Source organism: Turicibacter sp. KK003 (assembly GCF_037014675.1).
GTDB classification, from domain to species: domain Bacteria; phylum Bacillota_I; class Bacilli_A; order MOL361; family Turicibacteraceae; genus Turicibacter; species Turicibacter faecis.
On record NZ_CP142738.1, the window covers coordinates 948,001 to 973,383 of the forward strand.

The window sequence follows — 25,383 nt, forward strand, 5'->3', positions numbered from 1 at the left end:
AAAAAGAGCCAAGTGCTCTTTTTTTATTTGTCTAGGAGGTGTTTTACCGACTGACGAGGAATGAGTGTCGGTTGGCAAATATGATTGATCATCGTTTCTTGATCTTCAATCTGTTGAATTAGAGCTTCTGCGGCCAACTTTCCAATCGTTGGACGGCAGGGGTCAATACTTGTCAGTGGTGGGGTAGCGAGTTGGCTCAGTTTTGTGTTTCCTAGCGTCACTAACGAAAGGTCATTTGGAACGTTTAATGAGGTTTCGTTAGCGAGGTGTTGAATCAGTTTTAGGGCAACTTCCTCGCTATCGCAAAGAATGGCGGTAACACGATGTAAGGTATCGAGTAGGTTTGAAAGATTTCCCTGTGAAAATAAGTCTTCAGTCGTCTCGGTTCCGTACCAAATGAGATGTTTTTCATCGACCCCTAAATGGTGGTCGTACATTTCAGTTAAAAATCCTTTATAAAAAAAGTTACCTTTAAGGGTGTTGAATTGGAACAATCCTCCAATTTTTTGGTGCCCCTGTTGAATGAGGTGTCGGGTAGCGAGTTGGCCGCAGGCCGTATCATCGGTCATAATGAAATGGCAAGGAAGTCCGGGATAGTAATTATGAATAAAGAGTAAGGGGATATGGTGAGTTAAAAATTCCTGATAAAGGTCAAGATTGGGGTTAGGTAAAGCAGACTTTGTTCCCTCAACGATTAAACCGGCGATATCTGCGTTTAAGAGGGCTAATAAGTGTTCGCGCTCTCGTGTCACTTGATGGTGGGTGAGGCGTATTGTTAGCTGATAGCCCGCCGTTGAAAAGAGGTCCTCCATCTCGGTTAACATCGTAGGGGTTTGATCGTTTGACAGTTCGGGTAGGATGAGGGCGATGGTTTTGGTGTTGAGTCTGGCTTTGAGACTAATTGGGTTGATGTAAGTTCCGCTTCCTTGTTTTTTGATGACGAGTCCCTCTTCCTCTAAGACGGCGATTGCTTGCCGGGCGGTTTGACGGCTGATTTCAAATTTTTGACACAGTTTATTTTCACTGATTAGTTTTTCGCCTGCTTTAAAGGTGTTATTATAAATGTTTTCTTTCATCCATTCGGCAATGGCAAGATATTTTGGTAAGTTTGGGTTTAGCATAAAAACCTCCTATTTTTTACGTGTTAGGGGATGATTTCTTTAAGTTGTTTCTATTGTATAATTTTTTGTCTTTTTTTGCACGAATTATCTTTTTTATGGACGATAATAGGGGGACGTGTATTTCCTTGGAAATAATCCAAAAATCTTGTCGATGAGTTCGTTAGGGATTGGGTTGACGATTCTTGTAAAAAAGGCTTATAATGAGAACAAACATTCGCTTTTTAGGAGGATAAGACGTTGAGGTTATTACATTTAGGCGATTTGCATTTTGGTAAGGTAGTTAATTCGTTTTCCATGCTTGAGGATCAGCGCTATGTGCTTGAACAGGTTAAATCATATATTAAGACGTATCAACCGGATGCGCTTTTGTTAGCGGGCGATATCTATGATCGCAGTGTGCCCCCCGCTCGGGCGGTTGCTTTATATAGTGAATTTTTAAAGGAAGTGCTCGTTGAATTGAAAACGCCAGTTTTGGCGGTGGCGGGCAATCACGATGGGGCGGACCTCATTAATTTTGGTCATGAGTTATTTGAGGCGGCTCATTATTATGTCGCGGGAAGATATACGAAGGAGATCAAAAAAGTGGTCTTGCGAGATGAATTTGGACCGGTTAATTTTTATTTATTACCATTTGCCGATTATGCCGTTGTACGCGAGCTCCACGAGGATGAGACGGTTAAATCATTAGACGATGCGATGCGAGTGACTCTGGCTGCTAACCCGATTGATGCGACAGAGCGAAACGTTTTACTCACGCATGCTTTTGTTGTGGGTCAAAGTGAGGAGATTTTAATCTCCGATTCGGAAAAAAAGTTAGTGGTAGGAGGGAAAGAGTCAGTTTCTAGTGCCTACTTCGAGGCGTTTGATTATGTCGCTTTAGGTCATTTACATCGAACACAAAAAGTGGGAAGTGACAAGATCAGGTATAGTGGTTCCTTACTTAAATATTCTTTTTCAGAAGAACAGTATCACAAATCTGTGACGATGATTGATTTAGACGAAGCAGGGAAGCTTTCTTGTGAATTATTGCCGTTAACACCACTTCGGGACATGAAAACAATCAAAGGGACATTAGAGGAACTTCTAGCTTTACCAAGATGTGAAGATTATTTGCGTATTGTGTTATTAGATAAAGGTGAATTAATTGAGCCGATGGCCAAACTTCGTAAAAATTTTCCTTATGTGATGATGTTAGAGTTAGAACAAAATAATCAAGCGTTTAAGGGAAGTCAATTGACAAAACAGGCGCGTCAACAAAAAACGGCGGAACAATTATTTAGTGATTTTTATGAACACCATAAAGGAGAGGCGTTGTCAGAGGCCGCAAAAACATCGATTCAGACAATTATTAAAGAAGTGCGAAAGGAGTCTTGTGAATGAAACCATTGTTATTGAAAATGTCTGCCTTCGGACCTTATGCCAAGCCGCTGACTTTAAATTTTAAAGAAGATTTAGATCAACAAGATATTTTTGTCGTGACGGGACCAACAGGTGCGGGAAAGACGACAATTTTTGATGCGATTTGCTATGCGCTTTACGGAGAAACAAGTGGGGGAAGTCGTTCTGGAAAAGAGTTAAGAAGTGATTTTGTAAAGGAAAGCGAGATTAAAACGGAGGTTTCTTTTACGTTTAGTGTGAATGGGAAAACTTATTGTATCACGCGATCACCGCAACAACTTCAAAAGAAAAAAAGGGGAGAGGGATTTCGCGAAGTTCCGGCGACGGTCGAATTTTTAGAGGTGGCAAGCGATTATCCGCCCTTGACTAAAGAAAGTGAAGTTCGTGAACAAATTCAACAAATTATTGGGCTAAAAATTGAACAGTTTCGAAAAATTGTCATGATTCCGCAAGGAGATTTTAAAGAGTTTTTAGTGGCTAATACAACGAATAAGGAAGAAATTCTACGTAAAATATTCGGAACTGATTTTTATAAGGCTGTGCAGGAACAGTTAACTCAGCAAGCTAATCGATTAAAGGCCGAGGTGTTTGAAACTCAACAGGCGATGACGGCAGAACTTCAATTAGTAAGAACAGACGAAAATCAGGCGTTAGATTTAGAACGTCCTTTACACGAAGTGATGGAAGACATTGAGCATCAACAAAAGCGATTTGAAGCGGTAGAACATCAATTAGAGCAACAAAAGGAACAAATAGCTGAGCAATTAAGTAGTTGCCAACAAGAGTATGAGTTAAAAAAGAAAATCAATGAAAAAATTGAAGAGTATGCGACCGCAAAAGAACGGTTAGATCAACTCACTGAGCAACAAGACACCATTACCCGATACGAACATCAGGTGAGTCAGGCGAAGCAGGCACAAGGCCTGATTAATCTTGAAAATGAATGTTTAAAATATCAAGCTTTTAAGCAGGATACGTTAGAAAAGCAGGCTCATCTTAAGAAGCAGTTAACGGATTGTCAGACAGAGTATATCTTAGTCAAAAAATGTTACGACGCCATTGATGTCTTACGTCAAGAGATGACCGAGATGAATCGGGAAAAGGATGAGTTGTCACGCTATGTTGAAGGGGTCAAGCTATTAGATCAAAAACGGAAGCAACTGCAACAATTAGAGCAGACAGAGCGTGAGCTTACCGCGGAGGTTCAGTGTCGAAACATAGAATTAGCGGCTTTAAAGGATCAAGTGGAGCAGCTTGATCCATTAAATGTGGTAAAAGAGAAGCAACGTGAAGAACAACATCGATTAGAATTAAGGGAAGTGAAAGGACAGGAGGAGCTGCAGAACGTCACGTTACTTTGTGAAAAACTAGAGGCGTATGAGCAGACGGCTAAGAGCCTTGAAGATAAAGAAGCAAGCGCTACGACCCATTTAGAGGAGGCACGCCTTAAACGGGAGGATTATGAGCATCAAGCACAATTATTTATTAATGCAGCAGCTATTCGGTTAGCCAATGAACTGAAAGTTGGGCAACCTTGTCCCGTGTGTGGATCGTGTGATCATCCGAATCCTCGTCGTAGCCAGGAAAGTATTTTATCAAAGGCCGCGTTAGAGGCGTATCGTGTAGACGTTGAGAAACTCGAAGAAAGGGGGCGATCTGAGGAACAGGAATGTTCGATTTTACGCGTGACGCTTCAAAAGCTAGCAGAGGAGTTGAATCACTTGAAGACGAGCTTAATTCAACGTTGTCTGCTAGGTGAAGATGAGGAAGCGACGTTAGTGGCCATGAGACAGTTAAAATCAAAGCTTTTGAATCAGCAGTCTGAACTGACGCGCAAAAAGACTCAAGTATTGATTCAGGTGAAACAGCTTGAAGAACAGATGGCGCAATTGGTGAAAAAGAAGGAAATGATGGCCCCCCTTGAAGCAGAAATTGCACAGAAAGAACAGAAACGTCAGGATCAGCGCGATCTTTATCAGTCTGAGCGACGTTCGGTTAAGGATTTAGAGGAACAGATTCCGATGGATTATCGCTCAGTTGACGTTTTAATGTCACGCCTTGAGGAAATAAGTACCTGTTTAGTGACTCACGAACAACACATCAAAAAAAGTCAAGAAGATTATGAACGTGTTTGTTCACAATTGACGCGATTAACGACCGTGGGACAGGAGTTAACTAATCAATTAGAGGGGTATGAATCGCAACTTAAGACAGCCACCACTTCATTAGAGGAGCAGATTGTCCAAACATTTCTTAATCGGGAGACTTATGAGCAGGCCAAATCATGGATAGATGCAATGGATAAGTTGGAGCAATTTGTTATTCAATATTACCAAGAGCGCCATACAGCCGTGTCGATCGAACAAGCGTTACGTGATGAATTAGCAGGTGCAGTTCAAACAGATCTTACTCCGTTAAAGGAGAGAATGGAGGACCTTTCACATAAACGTTCGGAATTAGAAGGCGAGCGTGCGAGGGTTCAAGCCAATCGGGAACAGAATGAGCGCCTCCTTTCTTCGGTGACCAAAAAATATGCAGTGATTCAATCAAAAGAAAAAGAGTATGCCACACTCGGTGAACTGGATGCCTTGGCCAACGGAAGAAGTGGTAGAAGGATGTCTTTTGAAACTTACGTTTTATCGAGTTACTTTGATGAAGTATTGTTTGCGGCCAATTTACGATTACAGAAGATGACGGCTAGAAGGTACTATTTATTGCGTCGCGAAGAGGTTAAGGGGGGAGGGCGCAAAGGATTAGACCTGGACGTTTATGATAGTCATACGTGTAATCAAAGACCGGTTAATACGTTATCGGGTGGAGAAAGCTTTAAAGCTTCATTAGCACTGGCACTTGGTCTTTGCGATGTCGTTCAACAAAATTCCGGAGGGATTCAGTTAGATACGATGTTTATCGATGAAGGATTTGGAACGTTAGATTCGGAATCATTGGATCAAGCCATTGATATTTTAATGGATTTACAAGATCATGGCCGCTTAATCGGAATTATTTCACATGTTAATGAGTTAAAAGAACGAATTCCAGTAAAATTAGTCGTTGAGGCCGATGGGACTGGAAGTTGTGCCTATTTTAAAAAATAGGGTCTACAGGAAAAGGCTAAAAGGGAGGACCTTTTAGCCTTTTAAAATTGCCAAATAAATGAAAGGAAAGACAGCTTGAAAAGTATGGTATAATAGAAGATATGTATGATAGTGAAGGAGGGATTATGTGTTAAGCTTAATTGGTATTTTTATTATTATTATCGGTTTTATTTTGAAAATTGACACGCTTGCCATTGTTGTGATAGCGGGAATCGCTACAGGTTTTGTTGGTGGACTAGATTTTAATGAAATTTTAACAAAGCTCGGGGAGGCGTTTGTTGCCAACCGTTATATGACATTGTTTATCATTACCTTACCTGTTATTGGGTTAATGGAGCGTTATGGATTAAAGGAACGTGCTGCTTGGTTAATTGGGCAGTTGAAAAATGCGAAGGCGGACGGTGTTTTAAGTATTTATTTAGCGTTCCGTCTCGTGATGGCGGCCCTTAGTATCAGGATGTCAGGTCATGTTCAATTTGGGAGACCGCTTGTATTGCCGATGGCCGAAGGGGCGACGCGTTCTAAATATAAAGAGGTAACGGAGAACGATCTGGAGTCAATTAAAGGGTTAACAGCTGCCGCAGAGAACTATGGAAATTTCTTTGGTCAAAATTTATTCATTGGAGCTTCAGGTGTCATGCTTATTGTAGGGACATTGACGGAATTAGGGATTCCTGTTGATGAAAAGCAAGGACCGACAACTATTGCCCTTTATACGTTACCGATTGCTCTTTTGGCATTAATCATTGGGATTATTCAATTTAGACTAAATGAGAAAAGACGGAAACGTATGCATGAGGCGTTAGAGTCAAAAGGAGGGAAATAGGAGTGGCAGAGATCCTTTTATTTATTATCTATACCATTATTGGTTTAATTAGTATTTCATTAGGTGTTTTTTCCCTTGTGAATAAAGGGCAGGAAGCGCGCTGGGGAACCGCCCTCTTTTGGTTTATTCTAGGAATTATCTTTATTTTTGGAGATTATATTCCAGCTAACGTGGTGGGAGGACTCATCATTGTCATGGCCATTTTATCAGCGACGAAACAAGTTAAAATGGTTCATTTTGAAACAACGAGTGAAGCGTTTAAAAAGGAATCTGCCCAAAAGATTGGAAATAAATTATTTATTCCAGCTCTTGTGTTGGCCTTTTTAGCCTTTGTTATTGCTCAGTTTACAAACTTAGGGGCCTATAACGCCATTGGTTTAAGTGGAATTGGGGCGCTAATTATCATTATGATGATTTCAAAATCGTCAGTTAAAGAAGCGAATTTAGAGGCTAACCGTCTCTTAAGTCAAGTCGGACCGACTGCTATTTTACCTCAAATTTTAGCAGCACTTGGAACGTTATTTACGGTGGCAGGAGTTGGGGATGTGATTGCTAATGGTGTGAGTCAAATTATTCCTACTCATAATATTTGGTTAGGTGTGATTGCCTACTGCGTCGGAATGGTGTTATTTACAGCTGTCATGGGAAATGCCTTTGCTGCCTTTTCGGTCATTACTGCAGGAATTGGGGTTCCGTTTGTTTTTAATTTAGGCGCTGATCCAGTGATTGCAGGTTCGTTAGCCTTGACAGCTGGATTCTGTGGGACCTTATTAACGCCGATGGCGGCTAATTTTAATATCGTACCGGCGTCCATTTTGGATTTAAAAAATCAATACGGCGTGATAAAGGCTCAAGCGCCGGTTGCGATTATTATGTTAGTCATTCATATTATTTTAATGCGATATTTAGCTTTTTAATAAGATAGCGGTTAAAGGAGTGTTTTTATGAAAAAAGTATTAGTGACAGGATTTGACCCCTTTGGAGGAGAGTCGATTAATCCGGCGACAGAATCAGTTAAACAATTACCGGATGAACTTTTAGGGGTTCAAATTATTAAACGTGAAATTCCTACTGTTTTTGATTGTAGTCTTGATGTTTTATACACCTTACTTGATGAAGAACAACCTGATGCGGTGATCTGTGTGGGACAAGCGGGAGGACGGCCTAATATTACCGTAGAACGCGTGGCCATCAATCAAGATGATGCGCGTATTCCCGATAACGAAGGGGCACAACCGATTGATCGTACCATCTTCGAAGATGGGCCGGCTGCTTATTTTTCAACGTTACCGATTAAAGCGATGGTGCGTGATATGAAAGCAGCATTTGTTCCGGCGGCGGTTTCGAATACAGCAGGAACATTTGTATGTAATCACGTGATGTACGGTGCCTTACATTACGCCGCAACGAAGGCGCCAAAATTAAAGGCTGGTTTTGTTCACATTCCTTATTTACCGATGCAAACCGTTGACAAGCCAACGATGCCATCGATGTCACAAGATGAAATTGTGAAAGGATTGACCGCACTTATCAAAACAGTCATTAGCGTTGAGGAAGACGTTAAGGAAACAGGTGGAGCTGTTTGCTAAAAGGGGGCACGAACGCCCTCTTTTTTTATGAAAAAAAGTGAAGCGGTAATCTTCTGTCAGGTTAGGTGAGTCAGTGGTGGGTATAAAAGAATGATCGTCAGACCCTATGGAAGAGTCAACTGCTTAATTGAAAGTTATTTTCTCATGAGGGATGGGTTTTATTCGGTGTTTAAAAACAGGCTCTTTTTTAAGAACGACCCATGGGTTTAAGTGACCCTTTCTAAAATGACGTTCAACAAATAGGGGGAGGACATTTTTTAGGAATGACGGTTGAGAGAGGGTCATGAACAGGAAAAAAATCTATTGATGAAGATCGTTCATATAATTTGGGATAAAGAGGCTAGCCGTTGTTAATTGGGCTAGTTTTTTTAATCGTGTAATCGGTATCTCACGACTTTATTGTTGAAAAAAAGATGAAAATGTTATATTTTATAATATAATGGTAAAAGATTTGTGGATGATTGAATAATATTTGAATTAAAGGTAGGGATTTTTAATGAAAAAGGAACCGGATTGTTATTTTGTCTTTAAAGTGATAGATGAAATTTGTGATCTTGCGGTTGTTTCAATTTTATGGTTAATTGGTTGTTTACCTATTTTTACGATTGCAGCTTCAACGAAAGCATTATTTTTTGTTGGGAGAAAAAAGGCGTTAAAAGAAGAGTGCCAACTCGTTAATGATTTTTTAGAGTGTTATCAAGCAGATTTTTTGAGGTCCATTTGGTTGACTCTTTTTCTGGCCCTTTTATGGTTTTTAAGTTTAACTTATTTAATTGTTTCTCATCGAGGATTAACGGAGGATTCCATTCTTCAGTTTTTATTAATGGGGATTGTTTTCTTTGAGTGTACGCTCATTAGTACGTATTTAGTGTATATTTTTTCAAATTATCAAATCAGCCGCTTTAAAATGGTACGAGACTCTTTTTTGTTGACCCATACTCAATTTTTCAATTCGTTAAAACTATTAGGCATGATTGTTTCCTTTTTTATTTTGTTGTACTATATTCCTGGTCTGATTATTATTTTACCAGGTATGATTGCAATTGGGGCCAACCTGATGATTGATGAAGTAATTTCTAAATTTTGGTCTAATCAAGCCATTATTCAGGAAAGTGGGACTAAAGAATAAAGCGGTTGTGTTGAATAATGAGGAAGGCTAGTTAGCCTTTTTTATTTTGTCGTGCTTCCTTGGTTGTGGAGTGACACCAAATAAGAAGCGGCTCATATATTGAACGTGAGGTCGGTATCTCTGATAAAAAAGGGGAAGTTGGGACTTATATCCATTAATTTTCAAAAATTTAGCAATTCATGTTGAAAAAGTTAGCAAGAGGACCTATAATAGACGTGAATTAACTATTAGAAAGGGTTTACATTAATTGGGGGAGAGGTTATGAAAGATGAGAATTTAAAGATTATTTTACCGGACTATTTACAAGGGCGATCATTAACGACGAAGGTCATTCCCATTCTATGTGGATTAAAGAAGATGTTAGTCCATTTAGTTGACTTAAATGGCGATGCATCGATGTTAAAACAGGGAGAGAAACGTTGCTATAAGGCGTATTGCATTAATGAAATTCAAGACTTATTATTAGAGAGTTATCAGGAGGACTGGCCTGAGATTATAAAGGAACATCTTTTGCGAAAAGACCCAAGAGAACTGGGTGCCGGTGCGATTGATATTTATTTAGTTGCTTACATTACTGAAACATATGGGGTAGGGAAAGAGATTTTTGCGAAATGTGTGAAGGACATGGGGATTTCGTCTAAAGAAGGAACTGCGAATGCTATCTTCAAAGTGGGACGAAATGACGGTGTTTATTTAGGCGTCTTAAATTCCGATGGGAGTATTCGAGATATTAATTTTTTCCGTCAGTGGACGCATACCGATTTTGTTTATTAAAATGAGATAAAAACATAGACGGGGGCGACTTTTTGCCCCTAGCAAAACAAAAAAACATCGTAAAGATGTTTTTTTTTGTTTTTAATTTGCTTCTGCCGTATCAACAGGGTGAATGGTGACGGTTGTTCCGACTGTTTCTAAATCTCCAATAATGTCTCCCTCTTGATTTAAACCAATAAGAGAAAAGTTTTCTCCTGTAAAATCGGTTGAGTAGGCCATCCAGATATAAGTTCCTTCGATATTTGATTCGAATACTTTAGCACTGTGAGCAATTTGGAAGGTTGGCTCCGTGACTAATACTTCGAAAAGGTCAGGATTTGTTGTAACACCAGCGTAAATGGTATAAGGGATGGCATCAGATTTTTTTAGTGAAACATACGTTAACCCCGCTTGCTCCTCAAGTGAAGTTGTTTCATATTGGATCGCGCTGTCAATGTATTCGTATCCTAAAAGATTCCGATTTAAAAACGCGAGAGATAACTGCTCCTCACCAGGTGTCCGATAAAGTAAAATCGACCCATCGTTTGTTTTCTTTTCGTAAAGGACTTCAAGAGTATTTAACCCGGCAATGGTCATCGCTTCTTGTGTCGTTTGAGCTCCTAAACGATTGTATACGAAAAAGGCAACAAGTAGAATAGTGATACATCCAGATAAAATAGCAATAAATTTTTTCACGTTGGTCAATCCTCTCTTCTTATAATTGAACGCAAGATATACATGGATATATCTAAAGTATATCCGCCGCCATCTCTTTTAGGACAAAGATGACACAACTAGACAAAAGAAGTGAGGAGCAAAGGAACCGTTTGATTTACTCAAAAAAAGTCAGCGTCTTGCATTCATCCTGCTCTTGTTTTAAGTCAATGATTTGAGTCTTTAGATGATGATACCATTTCAGGTAATAGCGCAAGTGTTTAAGGTCCATACAAGCTGTATAACGCGTCTCAAATTCTTCTCCTTGTGTTTGCTTTAAAATCCCAGGAAGGAGGGCGACATTTCCTAGAATGTGAAAGCAATGAGTTACCGTCGATAGCGGCTGTTGAGTCCATTGAAGGTGTCGTTTTAAATACCCCGCCCGTATAAAGCGTGAGGGAGAGGAATCATCTCCTGGGAGGGGAGGAGCCGTTTGGCTATCTTTGAGATAGGGGGAAATGTTGATTAATTGTTGATCGAAGGTCGGACCATTAGTTAAAACTCCAATAGGGTTATCATAAATACATAGGCCTGATTCCGTTTGTTCGACGACGATTGACTCACCAGTTTTATCGCAAAACATCCAGTGAATTTGAGTGGTTTTAGCAAAGGGATGATCCTCGGGGGCCACAATATTGAGTCGATGAATGGCCGCCTTTAATTCGGTGACAGAAGAAAACTGCGATAAACAATAGAAGGAGACATCGGTAGGTAAGAGATTGATGCCATCGGAAATGGGGGCTTTATTCCACACGCAGGCGTCAGGTAAATTTAAAATGGCACCTGATAGCCCCTTTTCATTCATGCCATCTACTAGGACATGGGTTCCTTCATGCCATAGCATCATGCCAATGATCGAATATCGGGTTTTAAAGGTGTTGAGTGTTGGTTCAAGCGGGTAGCTATAATTTCTTGGAATTTTAGCTAACTTTAATAGACTGGTCGAATCATAGTCAAAATTTCTTGCTAAAAATGCGTGGTCTGTTTGATGCTTGATTGAGATTGCTGTACACATCGTATAAGGTTGTCATCATCGAATAAAAGGCACAACATTTGATTCAGGTCAGTTGACTTCTTTTTACATGAAGCGTGATGGGACAAGCTGCCCCCGAACCCGCCATCTCTTAGAGAGGTAGCCATTTTATCACATGAACAACCGGATTCACCATCCTTTCTCTGTTTTATTATGGTTGGGTTCTATTTCTTTAATGAGTGATTGGAAATAGAACCTATTTTTAAATAGATAACCTTTAGTATACCGTCATGTTACTGCGTTTTCAATTGAATTTTAGTGCCCCCTTCTTTTGTGAGAGCGGCGGGGTGTTGAAGCGTTACAGTGTTTTTGTACAGATTCGCATGCTATGAAAAAAGTGGAAAGAGAAGAGTGGAATGTCTTTTTGTATAAATGAATATCTTTAGGTGGGGGTTTTAATCGTCTTAAGCGAGATAGATAAGGGAGGCTAAAGTGAAGGGTGAAAAAAATAATGTCTAAAAAACCACTTTGGCCCATACAATGACAATGTAGTAAAAAAGACGACTACAATCGAATATCTTTGATAAAAGGGGAAATGGATTCATGAGATTAAATCATCAATTCTGCACAACGCTTCAGGGGTTAAATTTAGAAGAGTTGTTAGGAAAATACGCTTGTCGCGAGTATGTCTATCATCAATTAGAAGAGTATGGGGCATCTAATTATAGTCTTTTAGTGCCTAATCATCTAAAAGTGGACCATTATCGTGACGGGTATGATTTTATTGCTTATGAGGGAAGCCAATGTCAGGATTATATGCTTGCTCCATTGGTGGTAACGATTCGTAATCGACGATTAGATTTGGCCTCTTTTCATACGAAATCGGATCAACGAAAATTTTTAAAACAGTTGGTAAAACGTGAATTAAACCAGGTGGGAATTGATGAGTTAGAGGAGACGGTGATTGATGGTCATCCAGCACTTGTTATTCGGGAGTCGGTAAAGCAGTTGGGGGTTATGACGCGTGCGTTCTTGATTTCACATCAACGATTATTGCAGATTACCGTATCGTTTACAGGAAATTTTACAAACACGCTTGAGGTAACAGAGGCCATTATTAAATCCTTTAAGGTGCATTCAACACCGAGTCCACAAAATGCAACCTTGACGACTATGGAATCAACGTATGGAAAATTTGAATTAGAGGTCTCAAGGCCATTTCATGCAGATGTTCAGTATGTGATAACTTTATCACCTACTGGACATTTTTTTATGCACTAAAACGTAGAAACAGAGGGGGGCTTCCGAAGCTAGGGTCCTGTTTGGAATGGGCATCGTAGGCGATGCGGGCGTGGGTTTATTAATCGATGGTGTGTAACCATTGAAGGGGTGAATAAATCGGTCAACTTTTAACTTTTATTTCTTCTAAAGGTCTATCTAGGGATTAAAGGACATATATATGTGAATGGGAATGTCTAAATAATTAATCACATCACTACGAAAGGCTATAACAGATCCCAGTTATAGCCTTTTACATTGTCAACTTTTTTAGGCTTGTGGAATAAACTATAATAGATATCAATCATTAATTTGTCGCATGATGGAAGAGAGGGTTGCGTTGCAACAGGTTTAATCATCAAATCTATCAACTAGAAAGGGTCTTTATATTTTAACCAGTGCTTCCTTCTGATGGTGGGGTAATGGTAAGAAAGTTGCCGGTGTCGCCATCCATGTTTTAAGAATCGTAAAAATTTATCTGCACAGGCATAAGGTTTTATCTAGCAAGGTAAATTTAAAAATCTGCTCGATGGATGAAGATGATTTTAACTCACTCTAACTCAAAGGGTTTGAGAGCGTGTTGAATCCGCATTTATAAACAAAATCATCTTTATGAGAACAGATTAAAGGAGCGAATTTTTAATGAAACAGGTGTTAGGTATGGTTTGGTTTTCATTGGCGATGTTATGTGTAGTTATTTTATTGAGCTTTGGAAACAGTAAGGCAGTATCTGTTGAAACCGAAGAGGAATGGGTTATTCCTCTTTCTGATGTACAGGTGGGTGAGTTAAATGAGTATTTTAGCGCATTAACGGTGACACACTTTTTAGATTATGAAGCGGATGAGGAACACACGCTTCAACTTTTGAACTTTTCCTCTTATATGCTTGAACTTGAGTATCCAGCAATGGTTGAACAGATGTTTAAAAATGAAGAGGTGTATGTGGCTTTCGATAAAAAGATGATGAAGTCATTAATTGATCATTATTTTAATGAAGACCTTGTCATTGATAATATCTATATTGATTTAGGGGATTATGTTGCACGTCCAGAAATTCCTGTTCATAAAGATGCGATTTATCCTGAGGTTTATCAGTGTCAGCAAAATGAGGATGGGACTTATACGATTGATTTAGATTTATATGAATTAGAGGATAGGATGTTAGGAGATCAACTGATTTTAGATAAAGGGTGGTCCATGACTGTTGATTGCCACAAGGTAGGAGCAGCTACCGTCGTTTTTGAACCTAATGGTGACAGTGGTTATATTGCTTCTTACCATCCGATTTACTTGAAATAAAAAAGCATCATAGGATGCTTTTTTTATGGTGAAGAGAGAGGACTAGTGGAGATCCTCAAGAATATGGTTGAGCTGTTGGAGTTGGAGCGTTAAAGTATGAAATTCAGTTTGTTGTTTTTTATAATCTATTCTCGCCTTCCAAAGTAACTCGTACAATGGTTCAACGTCTGTTTCTAAAAAATTAGGGTTACGTTCAATCACTTGAATTTGTGTATCGAGTTCTTCCATTCGTTGTTTTAATGTATCTAAATTCTTTTGGACTTCCGAAGATTTGAAAAATAAATCATCATATGTTTCTTTTAGGCTCACAAGAATCCCTCCTATAGTTACTGTTAGTTTAACCTATTTTTAAAAGAATATAATTGAAAGAATTTAGTTTGTGATGAACGAACGGTATGCTAGGAGGAGATCCCTCATAAAATAGGAGAGATAAACCGTGAGTGATTAGGCATCGATTGAATCGTTAAACATATTGGGATGAGCGTCATGCAGGCATTGATTAGAAGACACACAGGGATGGGGGTACAAATGGAACCATTTATTCAAGAGAGTTTAAGGATTATTAAAAGGGCGTCAGAAGATAACAAGTTAGTGGTTGTTGTTGGGGCGGGGGTGTCGATGCTCTCTCATTTTCCTTCGTGGAAGGAGGTTATTGACCAATTTGCCGGTCCCTTTTCTGAACAAAAAGAGAAATACTCGCAAAATGAATATTTACGAATTCCACAAAAATATTATAATTTGCGCGGGCATAAAGAATATTATGATTTATTACGGGATATTTTTGATTTGGATTTACAAAGTAATTTGATTCATGATGAGATTTTAAAACTAAATCCGGTCCATTTAATCACTACTAATTATGATGATTTACTAGAACAGGCTATTTATGCTAGAGGCTTATTTTATGATGTGATTGCAAAGGATGAGGAAGTTTCCCAGACGAGAACAAAGAAATTTTTAATTAAGATGCATGGAGATGTTCGGCATCAGAATGTTGTTTTAAAAGAAAACGACTATCTGTCTTATAGCCGCCAGTTTCGTCTCATTGAAACGATGGTCAAATCAATTATTGCATCGAATACGACGCTCTTTGTTGGATATTCATTAAATGACCGTAATATGAAATTGATTTTAAATTGGGTGAAGGAATTACAAGGAAGTAGTTTTCAACCCGTTTATCTCCTTTATTTAGAACAGATGCTTGATCATAATAGTTTTGATTATTATAAATCTCAAGGTATTCATGTGATTGATGTGAATTATCTTCTAAAAGAGGCACAGAAGTATCCGTATCTAGAACGTTATCGCTCATTTTTTCAGGCACTCTCTTCGTTAAATTTAGAAAATATGTATCAACATGTGTTAAAGGAGGAAAAATTAGCTTATCAATTGCGTCCACTGATTGAGCTGAAACGGGCACGATTAAAGGATTTAAGATTATTGATTGAGGACGAAGTTTCAGAATTAGGAGAGTTAACGTTGTTAGAAACAAGTCAGCTCAAAGCTGAAACTTTTGAGTTATTAAAAAAAGCAGGAATTTGCCGCGTGTCTTCTAGGGATGGAGAGGTGTATGAGCTCAGTAACAATAAAAAAAATTATTTAATGCCACCATATACGAGTATATTGTCGGAATGTTGTGTTAACGAGGGGGGGAGTTGGCAGCACTATGATCGAGCTTACTATCAGTTTAGGCATGGTAATTGGTCTTACGCTTACGATTTATATAAGAAGACAGCTGTTGAGGCGTTTAAGAGCCGACAGTATTTACTTTATTTTTTAGCTCAGTTTAATCGGTATTTCGTGGGGAAATTAATTGTTTCGCGCTTAGCGCCGGAGGAGGGTCTAGGGGTGGCTGATGAGATTTCTCAGCTGAATTTGGAATTACTCTACTATCATTTGCCGGCTAGTTTTAAGAGAAAGTATGTTTTTTTAGCTGATTTGAGTAATTTTTCTTTTATAAATCAGTATTTAAGTGAGGTGCTCGTTTTAGCGGATGATTTGACCAAGGGATCTTCTCAATTAGAGCAGGTGCAATTTAAAATTCAAGAATTATTTGAATTTATTGATGAAAATAAGTTGGTCATTAATCATTGTCAGGAGGTGACTTACTTATATAAAAAATATATAGAGATGCGTTTGATGCAAGGTGCTCAAGAACTTGATTCGTTTACCTTGTATTTAATGATTCATTATATGAGCCGTAAAGAGCTTCAAAGTTTGATTGCTCGAATGGGAATCACGCGTTTACAGACAAAGCATGTGGATGAATTAATTGGGTATGGTCAACACGTTTTTTCTTTATTAACGAATCAGGCACTTTCAAAAGAGGTCGAGCAGGGGATTGGTAGAATGCGGCAAACACTTTTAGAGGTGTATGGGTTACTATCTATGGGTGATGAACAACTGATTCGAATGGTTCGTTTTTTATTTAGTCAAGTGATGGTTTCTACTACGATTGGGGAGTGCCTTGAATTTTTAATGTCACGAACTCAACTGTGTCCGGTGATTGAGGGGATGATTGTGCAACAGTTAATACGGCACTTTGTAGGGAGACATGTCCTTCATGAATTTTTGGACGTGGAATATGTGAAGTTAGCCTCCTTTTTAACGGGACCAAATGGTGAGTTATCTTCACTTGTAAGGATGTATCTCAATCAATTAACGGATGATGAGCTCATTATGTTATTTAATATCACCTTATCGGATGTACGTGAGCAGATCGTATTGGAATTAGAGAGAAGGTGGCAGTCTTGCTTTAATTTTAGATCGATTCAACAGGCAATCGAGGCTCAAATTGAGATGGATTACCAACCGTTTGCTAACGGTATTTATCATCATTTACAACGTGCTCCAAAAGATTTAATAACGGTAGCGCAGTGGATTTTATGTCAGTATTTAAGAGAGGACGGATTCGAGGAGTTAATGGAACAAGATAAGAAGGCTCATTTTTTAATTCATTACCACGAAGGAGCCTTATTAATGATTGAAGATGAATGGTTATTTGAACTCCCTGTTGCTATTCACCGGCAATTGGCACAGAGCCCTTATAGGAAAGACATAACTGGACGGTTAATTCAAAACATTAGGGATGGGAAGGCACCCTCGCATTGGATTAAACTTTTCTTTGATGTTTATGAACACCTTCATCACTAAAATGGAAACAGGGACTGTTTCCATTTTTTATGTTGTTTTTATTGTACAGGGGAGAGTGGACATTCAATTAATGAGGCCTAAAAATATTTCTATTTTATAGGACAAATGGTTCATTTTCTTGATTGAATGCATATAATGAAGTATGAAGAAAAGGCGCCATAGCCAAGAGGTAAGGCATGGGACTGCAACTCCCCGAGCATCGGTTCGACTCCGATTGGCGCCTCCATTAAAAGAAAATAGAAAAGGCGCCATAGCCAAGAGGTAAGGCGTGGGACTGCAACTCCCTGAGCATCGGTTCGACTCCGATTGGCGCCTCCATTAAAAGAAAATAGAAACAGGCGCCATAGCCAAGAGGTAAGGCGTGGGACTGCAACTCCCTGAGCATCGGTTCGACTCCGATTGGCGCCTCCATTAAAAGAAAATAGAAATAGGCGTCATAGCCAAGAGGTAAGGCAGGGAATATTATTTCCAATGCATCGGTTCGACTCCGATTGATGCCTCCATTTTCTTGACGTTAGAGTAAAAAGGAATCCGTAGAAAGAAATTTTTACGGATTCTTTTTTTATACTATTAATGTGCAAAACTACTTCCAATTAATTTCCAGCTATAAAATACCAGTAAAAAAAGAAAAAACATTAACTTAAATCCCTGTATAATTAAGTCTCCTACAACCAATTAACGAGGGGGAATTAAGTTAATGTTCATGGATAGTATTATATCAGATTCAAATTCAATTTTCAAATTTTTAAAACAACTTGATTTAGATTTATTCTTATCTAAACCTCAGTTTAATCATGTTAACCAGTTTCTAAACTTGATGATTCAGGAAAATTATCAGGGGAAAATCTCTGCCGTTAAACACTGTCATCGGACAAGTTTTGGACGATTTTTAACGGATAGTCCTTGGGATGAGGAGGCGATCAGTCACCAGATTCAAACCTATGTTTTATCCTGTATCTATCAGCGTTCTTATCAAACTCAACAACCTATTTACGTGATGGTTGATGATACGACTTGTGTTAAAACTAAACCTTCGTCACGGGCAACACATCCTATTCAAGGATGTAGCTGGCACTTTTCTCATCTTCATCATCAACACGTTTATGGTCATCAATTTGTCGCCTTGATGCTTCAATGTGAGGATTTAATTCTTCCTTATCAAATCATTCCCTATGAAAAAGAGAAACAGAGTAAAATCGAACTCGTTCGAAGAGCTCTGATGGAATTACCCAAACCTCCCTATAAAGGCTATGTCTTAGCGGATAGTTGGTATACGTGTGAAGCTCTCCTTCAAACGGCTAAGCAAGTCGGGTTTCATTATTTAGGAGCGATTAAAACGAATCGAATCATTCTTCCTAAAGGTTACCGTCCCAACGGAATTCAACTGAAACAATTTGCGAAAACATTATCCCTTCATGATCTCGACTTAGTGACCGTCGGATCTGAGCGTTATTATACATATCTATATAAGGGACGAATAAGAGGGGGACATGTCGTCCAAATCATTTTAAGTTGGCCCCAAACGGCTCCTTTGGAAGAAAAAGCTTTACGTTGTTTTATGAGTCATGATTTGAAAATGTCTGCCAAACAACTACTTAAACACTATACTAAACGTTGGCCTATTGAAATTTTCTTCCGAGAAGTGAAGCAAAATTTCGGAATGGGGAACTATCAAATTCGAACTTTACAAGGGATTAAACGATTGATGTTAATGATTCAATTCGTTTACCTTTATTTAAAACGAATAACGTTAAATAATCGTTGTTTGGGTGACAGTTTACGCCAGTGTCAACGAAAGCAAAAACAAGAATTAGTGAAATTAATTTATCATAAAGCTCAAAAAGGTGTGGAATTAAAAACCATTTTTGAAGAGTTGAAAATTGCATAGGGTAAGTGTATTTTCATTCCTTGGAAAATTTTTCTTAAAAATTGCACATTAATAGTTTATAGAAAAATGAGAGATAACGGAGTGTTATTACCAAAATTTAGTGTATTTTCACCGCGAGATTCGTATATTTTAGAGGGGATTCGCGTATGCTATTAGTAGGACAAAGGGGGAGAGATAGAATGGCTCATAAACTAAAGGGGATTTTAGAAAATGACGATGTTTTTTACCAAACGGAGGGAGATAATAAGCTGACGTTTAGAAAAAATCAGCAGCTGTGTCAGAATAAATCTCATATGGAGTTTTTAAGTTATTTAAAATCGACTTGTTGTCATCACAAAGAACAGGGGGATGTTCGAAAAGTAGCATGTAAAGCGATGCCTTTAGTTGAATCGCCGATGCATCATCAATTAATATTGACGATGCGTACTCAATATGATGCTCGTCCAAATAGTTAAAGGTGATTAGATTTAATCTTATGGCGTGAAGTTTGATAAGATCTATAAAAGAAGTGGATTCTAGTATGTATGCTTTGATTCGCTTCTTTTTTTTTAATAATGACGATTCTTAAGGAAGGGGTTGTCGATTTCAAGTCAGACGGTTTTAAAAATATCTTTTTTCAACGGAGGATGACGGGCGAGAGTCGAATAGTTGTCAAATGCCAGGATTAGGTCCCCTTTGTGTAGGCATTTCTTTCGAGCTCTCATTGGGTCAGGAAAAGGGGATAGGTATTAAAAAATAAACCATATAGATCTTCTATTTTTCAGAGAGGTAAAGAATAGTATGAATTTAAAGTTTAAGCGACAAAATTCTCCTTTTTAGTAGATTAATTAGGTAAGCACACATATTATATGTAGTGTAGAGGATTGAAGTAGATGGTATGAGAATTCTTTTAGGAATCTATATTTTTATTTATTCTTAATCCCATCTCACCTGAACAACCTACTCAAACTTTATTTTCATTTTTAATCCCTACTCGTGATGATTAGGGATTAAAATAAGTAGTATTTTGTCGAGTTTTGTTATATTATTTTTGATAGATGCTCTTTCCTCCTGCTGATACGGATAATTATTAGGAAATGGGAGGGGGATGCACATTAACAACACAAAGAATTTATGTCTTAATCTATGGGTCGAATAGTTTTAAGGGGTAACTTTTTTTAGCTTTGAGGTTATGGTTTGAAATTAGAAGGAGGCGGGTTTTTATGGAGTTTATGCAAGTTCCTATTTTTGCTCCTTTACATGAGTATGATGCGGCGGGGATGTTTACTCTTCCTCATTTAGTAGCCTTATTTATCTGTGTTTTCGCGTTGGTCATCGGATTACGCGTGTCCTTTCGCTATTTATCTGAAAATCATTTAATAAGAGTTACACGCGTGATTGCTTGGGTTGTTACTTTGTTAGAATTAGTTAAAATAGGGTACAAGTTTTATTATGGATATACTGAAATCGATTCATGGCTTCCTCTTTCCTTTTGTTCATTATTTATTTATGCGTCTTTTATGAGTGGCTACGGGAAAGGGGTTATTAAAAGGTTAGGGGAGTCGTTTATTATAATAGGGGGGATTGTTGGGGGTGTTAGTTTTTTATTGATGCCCACAACGTCTTTGATGAATTATCCCATCTGGCATTTTTTAAGTCTTCATAGTTTAATATTTCATGTTCTCATGATTTACTTAAATGTTTTATACCTTCGCTATGTGCCAGAGTTAATTTGTTTGAAAAGCTACGGTTACTTTAGTGCCTATTTTTTGGGGGCAACGATGATTTGCCTTATTTTAAATAAATATTATGAAGCTAATTTGATGATTATCCAGAAACCATTACGGATTCCAATTGCGTTTGTTCAGGACATTTACCGGTATCAACCGTCTTTATATACCCTATTGGCAATTACGAGTTATTTGTTAGCACCTGCCCTATTTATGATGGGGATAAAGTTCTTTTTCACACATAGGGTGGTCACTAAACGACAAGAGGAGACAACCTCTAAATGAAATCCCTGTGAAAGTAATAGGCGCGCAAGATTATTTGTCATTGATCACTCGAGAAGAAAAGCGATAAAAAGGGACCCTTTTGATTTGATACTGGAGAGATTAGCTTTTTTAAGTTAAAAATTATGGCTGAGGATTAGGTTAGGTTCATTTGGTTTCGCGTTCTCCTTCCTTAGGGAAAGATTTAATAAAAAAGGCAATAGATGTTTAATAAACTTTCATTTATGTTATAATAATCATATAAAATTGAAAATAAAGGGGATGTTTGGATGAAAAAATCAGCACCAATTATAATGGGTATTTTATTTATCATTGTGGTTATAGCAGGTTTTTTTATTTCAAGTTATAACGGGATTGTCTCTGCTGAGGAAAATGTAGATGGACAGTTTGCTGCGGTAGAAACTCAATTACAACGTCGATTTGATTTAATTCCCAATTTAGTTAATGCAACAAAAGGTTATATGGAGCATGAGAAAGAAGTTTTTACATCAATCGCAGATTCTCGTGCAAAACTAGCTGGTGCAAAGACAATCAACGATAAGGTTGAAGCATCTAATGAATTAGAAGGTGCACTTTCAAGGTTATTGATGATTACTGAAAACTATCCGGCCTTAAAGGCTGATGCTCAATTCCAAACATTAATGGATGAATTAGCAGGAACGGAAAATCGAATTAGTGTAGAGCGTAATCGTTACAATGAATCGGTTAAAATGTTTAACTCAAAAATTCGTAAGTTCCCAACAAGTGTCGTTGCACGTTTAATGGGTGTAGAAAAACGAGATTATTTTGAGGCACAATCTGGTGCGGAACAGGCTCCAAATGTAGAGTTTTAAGAAGGAAGGGTTGCATGGAGAGCAACCTTTTTTCGGGTAGTTAAGGGGATGTTATGAATGCAAATTATAAATAATAAACATGTAGTAGTATGTCGGAATTTCAAAAGGTTCATTCGCTTTTTCGTTCTCGTGTGCTTTATAAGCAGTTGTGCTGCTTTTTGGCCACTTAAAGGACAAGCCGCTATTCAACCATCCGAAAATTTTTATGTGACGGATCAGGCGCACGTATTGAGTGAACAGGCAAAGGAACATATTTTAACGATTAATCGTGCATTTGAAAAAACGAAGGAGCAACCACAATTAGCGGTTGTAACCCTTAATAGTTTAGAGGGGAAAGACATCGAAAGTTATGCTGTGAATCAGTTTGAGATGATGAAACTCGGAAATAGGCAATATGATAATGGCGTGCTCGTTTTATTAGCAGTAAAAGATAGAGAGATACGCGTGGAAGTAGGTTATGGATTAGAAGGGATTTTGCCTGATGGAAAAGTTGGGCGAATCATTGATGCCTCCATGAATGATCTATCATTAGGGGACTATTCGGAAGCAATCACTAATATTTTTAATCAATTGGTCCTCGCCGTTCAAGAGGAGTATGGATATGAAGATATTTTTGAGGGGCATCTTACATCGATTGATGAGGGGGCCTCAATTCATCCCGTTTTTATGATGGTGGGCTTTGTGGTGACGTTTGTTATCTATCTCTTTATCTGCCGAATCCTTGGACTGGATGCTATAGATACGTTATTTGTGATATTAAGTATTTTTTCTAATGTCTCCTCTTCTTCAACATCTGATTCTTCATCCTCACGGGGGGGAGGCGGCCGATCGGGTGGCGGGGGTGCCTCAAGAAAGTTTTAGTTGATGACATTAAAGTGGCAGTATGATGGAAGAACCTTTTATAAGGTGCGTAAGGTGAGCACTCTCTTTGTTAATTGTAGGAAATTTATTTCTAACGGTATTCGTTTGATAGTGAGTAGGTTAGATGGCTTTAAAAAGGAGCTTAAACTAGGTTTAAGCTCCTTTTTAATATTCGGTTAGTTTAATAGAGATGATTTTTTCATTTTGATTCATGTCAGAAAATAGGGTTGTTGAGTCGAGTGATTTGTTTAATCGTTTAGTGGAAAGATGAAAAGATATTTCACGAATATCCCCCATCACGGAGATAAGTTCAAGATCAAGTATTTTAGCGTGATATTTAAGGGAGATTTCATTTAAAAACTGAAGAGTTTCGGTTAATTCTTTGCATTTAATATGGATAGAGAAGCGTCGGTATTTTCCAAAGGGAATAAATGATGAGGCATGTTCGAAGACGGTTAACGTGATTAAAACGGAAAGGGATCCGACGATGGCGAGAATATATGCTCCGGCTCCGATGGTTAACCCTAAGCAGGCAACAACCCAAAGGCTAGCTGCAGTCGTTAATCCCTTAATTGTTGTCCCTTCTTTAATGATTGTCCCAGCACCTAAAAAACCAATTCCAGATATCACCTGTGCTCCAAGCCGTGACGGATCGATGTTAAACTGGGCAGCGATATGCGTGGAATTATAGGCGCCTAATTGCATGACGACGCAAGCACCGACGGATACGAGCATATGTGTTCTCAACCCTGCAGGACGATGGGTGTTTTCACGTTCCCATCCGATGAGTCCTCCGATAAACATTGAAAGTAGTGTCCTAAGTATGGTGTCGGTAAATAATTGATAATCCATAAGTGTTCCTCCCCATTAAAGTCCTCTTAAAATTGTATGCTTCATCAGGCCTAAAAAGAAAAAAATAAGAATATTTATTAAGGGGAAGGCCATTCTAAAGAAGAGATTTTTGGTTAATTGAGCATGATGGAGGTCATTTGAAAATGGAAAGTAAAGTACAATTTATTGATTTAGGCCAATTATCATCAAGAAAAGAATTATTAACAACGAATGACAAATATAAGTGTGTACAATTTAATTTTGAGACAGGAGAAGGCTTATCAAAGCATCGTCATAATGGTTATGCAACCGTTATTGTATTAAAAGGAAGCGTGAAAATGTCATTTGAAATGGAGAATATTCCATTAGCCGACGATGGTGTATTTGAATTAACTGAAAAAACGATGTTATCATTTGACGCCCGTGTGGTGCATGAGTTGGTTGCACTAACCCCTGCGCAGATTCTTGTGATACTCTCAGCACCATTAAGTTAAAGGGTGAAAAGGAGACCTACAGTGTAGGTCCCCCTTTTTAATTATTTATAGTCATGTAATTAATAACAAAGCTATAAACTAATTCATCTTCACTTGCAAATGAAGTTTTATAGTAAGTATGGTAATTAAAAGATTGAATGTAAATATTAGGATGTTCTTCTAACCATTTATTAATTGTTGATACCAAAATTTCTTCACCTGCTGTACTTGAAAAAATTTTAATCATTTATAGACCTCCTTTATCATGAGGAAATGATAATCTATCAAAATTCGGCTATCTAATTGCTAGGCGATAGATTATGGGTCCTCTCGTGATGGTTGATAGAATGAGATGTGTCTATTAGATAGAAATAGATGGATCTGTTGTATGTTTTGTGTGAGGTAAATTGTTAAAGGGATTGTGTGTCATATCTGATCTGTCTATTAAATGATATGTCTGATAAATTAAGAAAATGTCTTATTTTTAAAGAATGTCGTTTTAGGGAAAGAATTTTAGAAGAAAAATGGAAAGATTTTTACCTTTTGAGGGAAGAAGCGTTGTTTTAATGGAGGATGTTTTTTAAAATGAATAAAGAGTCCTATTGTTAAAGGTATTAAAGGAGTGTGAGGAATGAAAAAAAGATTAGTCATTTTATGTAGCATGGTAATTATTTTACTCGTGGGAATCGTTGTCTATTTTCAATTACCCCAATGGTTAGTTAGAGGGGGACTTTATTATTTGAAGGAGACGGAATATACGGCTATTTTAGATTCTAATAAATTAGATTTAGATGAGGATCAGAGGGTGATTGCGCAAGAAGTCTTGAACACGTTAGAATACACGGTAGGTCAAACTCATTTTGTAGAAAATGAGGCTTGGGTAGAGGCAGAGTTTGAAGTGATTGATATTCCCCAATTAATCATCGATGAGCGCAATGATATTTTGAAAAATACGTTATCTGATTGGCGACGCGTTATTGATGATCTTGTGAATGATCGGGTGCAGGGAACGATGACACGGCAGTTGGCAATGATTTTAACCCAAACAAAAGATAAGGATCGTCCGACTAAACGGTTGAGCGTAGAAATTCCTTTTGTACGTTCTTATTTAGGTTGGAAGCTTGATATCGATGATCAATGGGTGAAAAAAGTACTGACTGATTATCTCAATTAGG

The 25,383-nt window shown here is 38.1% G+C and carries 23 protein-coding genes and 4 tRNA genes; 21 read left to right on the forward strand and 6 right to left on the reverse strand.

Annotated features, from left to right (window positions below; translation table 11 throughout):
* Positions 1-23: 23 nt before the first annotated feature.
* A complete protein-coding gene (locus VXM77_RS04805; protein ID WP_161830895.1) occupies positions 24-1,121 on the reverse strand; it encodes a GntR family transcriptional regulator in 1,098 nt (365 codons plus the stop codon).
* A gap of 237 nt (positions 1,122-1,358) precedes the next feature.
* On the opposite strand from VXM77_RS04805, the gene VXM77_RS04810 reads away from it, so the two are divergent.
* The 7 genes from VXM77_RS04810 to VXM77_RS04840 all read left to right on the forward strand — a co-directional run bounded on the left by VXM77_RS04810 (position 1,359) and on the right by VXM77_RS04840 (position 9,935).
* Positions 1,359-2,501, forward strand: a complete 1,143-nt coding sequence (locus tag VXM77_RS04810; RefSeq protein WP_161830896.1) for an exonuclease SbcCD subunit D — start codon at positions 1,359-1,361, stop codon at positions 2,499-2,501.
* A complete protein-coding gene (locus VXM77_RS04815; RefSeq protein ID WP_262953639.1) occupies positions 2,498-5,617 on the forward strand; it encodes an SMC family ATPase in 3,120 nt (1,039 codons plus the stop codon). The genes VXM77_RS04810 and VXM77_RS04815 overlap by 4 nt, the downstream gene beginning before the upstream one ends.
* 127 nt (positions 5,618-5,744) lie before the next feature.
* Positions 5,745-6,443: a DUF969 domain-containing protein gene (locus tag VXM77_RS04820; RefSeq protein ID WP_338507269.1), complete on the forward strand. Its 699-nt coding sequence runs from the start codon at positions 5,745-5,747 to the stop codon at positions 6,441-6,443.
* A 2-nt stretch (positions 6,444-6,445) separates the two neighbouring features.
* On the forward strand, positions 6,446-7,360 hold the full coding sequence (locus VXM77_RS04825) for a DUF979 domain-containing protein (protein ID WP_338507270.1): 915 nt from the start codon (positions 6,446-6,448) through the stop codon (positions 7,358-7,360).
* A gap of 27 nt (positions 7,361-7,387) precedes the next feature.
* Positions 7,388-8,032, forward strand: coding sequence for a pyroglutamyl-peptidase I (gene pcp / locus VXM77_RS04830; RefSeq protein ID WP_338507271.1), 645 nt, complete (start codon positions 7,388-7,390; stop codon positions 8,030-8,032).
* Positions 8,033-8,528: 496 nt separating this feature from the next.
* A complete protein-coding gene (locus VXM77_RS04835; RefSeq protein WP_338507272.1) occupies positions 8,529-9,161 on the forward strand; it encodes a DUF624 domain-containing protein in 633 nt (210 codons plus the stop codon).
* 261 nt (positions 9,162-9,422) lie between these two features.
* Positions 9,423-9,935: a hypothetical protein gene (locus VXM77_RS04840; protein ID WP_262950232.1), complete on the forward strand. Its 513-nt coding sequence runs from the start codon at positions 9,423-9,425 to the stop codon at positions 9,933-9,935.
* A gap of 81 nt (positions 9,936-10,016) precedes the next feature.
* Here VXM77_RS04840 and VXM77_RS04845 read toward each other — a convergent pair whose 3' ends face one another.
* Together VXM77_RS04845 and VXM77_RS04850 are read right to left on the reverse strand one after the other, a co-directional pair.
* Positions 10,017-10,610, reverse strand: coding sequence for a hypothetical protein (locus VXM77_RS04845; protein ID WP_161832868.1), 594 nt, complete (start codon positions 10,608-10,610; stop codon positions 10,017-10,019).
* A gap of 136 nt (positions 10,611-10,746) precedes the next feature.
* The gene (locus VXM77_RS04850) at positions 10,747-11,643 is read right to left on the reverse strand and encodes a linear amide C-N hydrolase (protein ID WP_161832867.1); all 897 of its coding nucleotides are present in this window, start codon (positions 11,641-11,643) and stop codon (positions 10,747-10,749) included.
* Positions 11,644-12,204: 561 nt separating this feature from the next.
* Between VXM77_RS04850 and VXM77_RS04855 the strand changes: the two genes are divergently transcribed.
* Together VXM77_RS04855 and VXM77_RS04860 are read left to right on the forward strand one after the other, a co-directional pair.
* Positions 12,205-12,882, forward strand: coding sequence for a hypothetical protein (locus VXM77_RS04855; RefSeq protein WP_338507275.1), 678 nt, complete (start codon positions 12,205-12,207; stop codon positions 12,880-12,882).
* 639 nt (positions 12,883-13,521) lie between these two features.
* Complete coding sequence (locus tag VXM77_RS04860) at positions 13,522-14,178, forward strand: hypothetical protein (protein WP_262953649.1); 657 nt, start codon at positions 13,522-13,524, stop codon at positions 14,176-14,178.
* A gap of 42 nt (positions 14,179-14,220) precedes the next feature.
* Here VXM77_RS04860 and VXM77_RS04865 read toward each other — a convergent pair whose 3' ends face one another.
* Complete coding sequence (locus VXM77_RS04865; protein WP_338507278.1) at positions 14,221-14,487, reverse strand: hypothetical protein; 267 nt, start codon at positions 14,485-14,487, stop codon at positions 14,221-14,223.
* A gap of 219 nt (positions 14,488-14,706) precedes the next feature.
* Between VXM77_RS04865 and VXM77_RS04870 the strand changes: the two genes are divergently transcribed.
* The 10 genes from VXM77_RS04870 (at position 14,707) to VXM77_RS04915 (ending at position 22,904) form a co-directional block, all read left to right on the forward strand.
* Positions 14,707-17,331: an SIR2 family protein gene (locus VXM77_RS04870; RefSeq protein ID WP_338507279.1), complete on the forward strand. Its 2,625-nt coding sequence runs from the start codon at positions 14,707-14,709 to the stop codon at positions 17,329-17,331.
* 152 nt (positions 17,332-17,483) lie between these two features.
* A tRNA-Cys gene (locus VXM77_RS04875) sits at positions 17,484-17,557 on the forward strand.
* An 18-nt stretch (positions 17,558-17,575) separates the two neighbouring features.
* Positions 17,576-17,649 (forward strand) — tRNA-Cys (locus VXM77_RS04880).
* Between the two features lie 19 nt (positions 17,650-17,668).
* Positions 17,669-17,742 (forward strand) — tRNA-Cys (locus VXM77_RS04885).
* A 19-nt stretch (positions 17,743-17,761) separates the two neighbouring features.
* Positions 17,762-17,834 (forward strand) — tRNA-Asn (locus VXM77_RS04890).
* A 194-nt stretch (positions 17,835-18,028) separates the two neighbouring features.
* Positions 18,029-19,219 (forward strand): transposase, encoded by a 1,191-nt coding sequence (locus tag VXM77_RS04895; protein ID WP_161832744.1) that lies wholly within the window; start codon positions 18,029-18,031, stop codon positions 19,217-19,219.
* A gap of 179 nt (positions 19,220-19,398) precedes the next feature.
* Positions 19,399-19,674, forward strand: coding sequence for a hypothetical protein (locus VXM77_RS04900; protein ID WP_161832936.1), 276 nt, complete (start codon positions 19,399-19,401; stop codon positions 19,672-19,674).
* A gap of 747 nt (positions 19,675-20,421) precedes the next feature.
* Positions 20,422-21,213: a YwaF family protein gene (locus VXM77_RS04905; protein WP_161832935.1), complete on the forward strand. Its 792-nt coding sequence runs from the start codon at positions 20,422-20,424 to the stop codon at positions 21,211-21,213.
* A gap of 266 nt (positions 21,214-21,479) precedes the next feature.
* A complete protein-coding gene (locus VXM77_RS04910) occupies positions 21,480-22,043 on the forward strand; it encodes a LemA family protein (RefSeq protein ID WP_161832696.1) in 564 nt (187 codons plus the stop codon).
* Between the two features lie 57 nt (positions 22,044-22,100).
* Positions 22,101-22,904: a TPM domain-containing protein gene (locus VXM77_RS04915; protein WP_161832695.1), complete on the forward strand. Its 804-nt coding sequence runs from the start codon at positions 22,101-22,103 to the stop codon at positions 22,902-22,904.
* Between the two features lie 165 nt (positions 22,905-23,069).
* Here the strand turns inward: VXM77_RS04915 and VXM77_RS04920 are convergent, their stop codons facing one another.
* Positions 23,070-23,756: an MgtC/SapB family protein gene (locus tag VXM77_RS04920; RefSeq protein WP_161832694.1), complete on the reverse strand. Its 687-nt coding sequence runs from the start codon at positions 23,754-23,756 to the stop codon at positions 23,070-23,072.
* A gap of 143 nt (positions 23,757-23,899) precedes the next feature.
* Here VXM77_RS04920 and VXM77_RS04925 point away from each other — a divergent pair, with 143 nt between their 5' ends.
* Positions 23,900-24,229 carry a cupin domain-containing protein gene (locus tag VXM77_RS04925; RefSeq protein ID WP_161832693.1) on the forward strand — a complete coding sequence of 110 codons (330 nt, stop codon included), beginning with the start codon at positions 23,900-23,902 and terminating at the stop codon, positions 24,227-24,229.
* Between the two features lie 37 nt (positions 24,230-24,266).
* Here VXM77_RS04925 and VXM77_RS04930 read toward each other — a convergent pair whose 3' ends face one another.
* Entirely contained in the window at positions 24,267-24,455 is a 189-nt protein-coding gene (locus tag VXM77_RS04930; protein ID WP_161832692.1) for a hypothetical protein, read from the reverse strand.
* Between the two features lie 384 nt (positions 24,456-24,839).
* Between VXM77_RS04930 and VXM77_RS04935 the strand changes: the two genes are divergently transcribed.
* Complete coding sequence (locus VXM77_RS04935) at positions 24,840-25,382, forward strand: hypothetical protein (RefSeq protein WP_161832691.1); 543 nt, start codon at positions 24,840-24,842, stop codon at positions 25,380-25,382.
* Position 25,383: the final 1 nt, after the last annotated feature.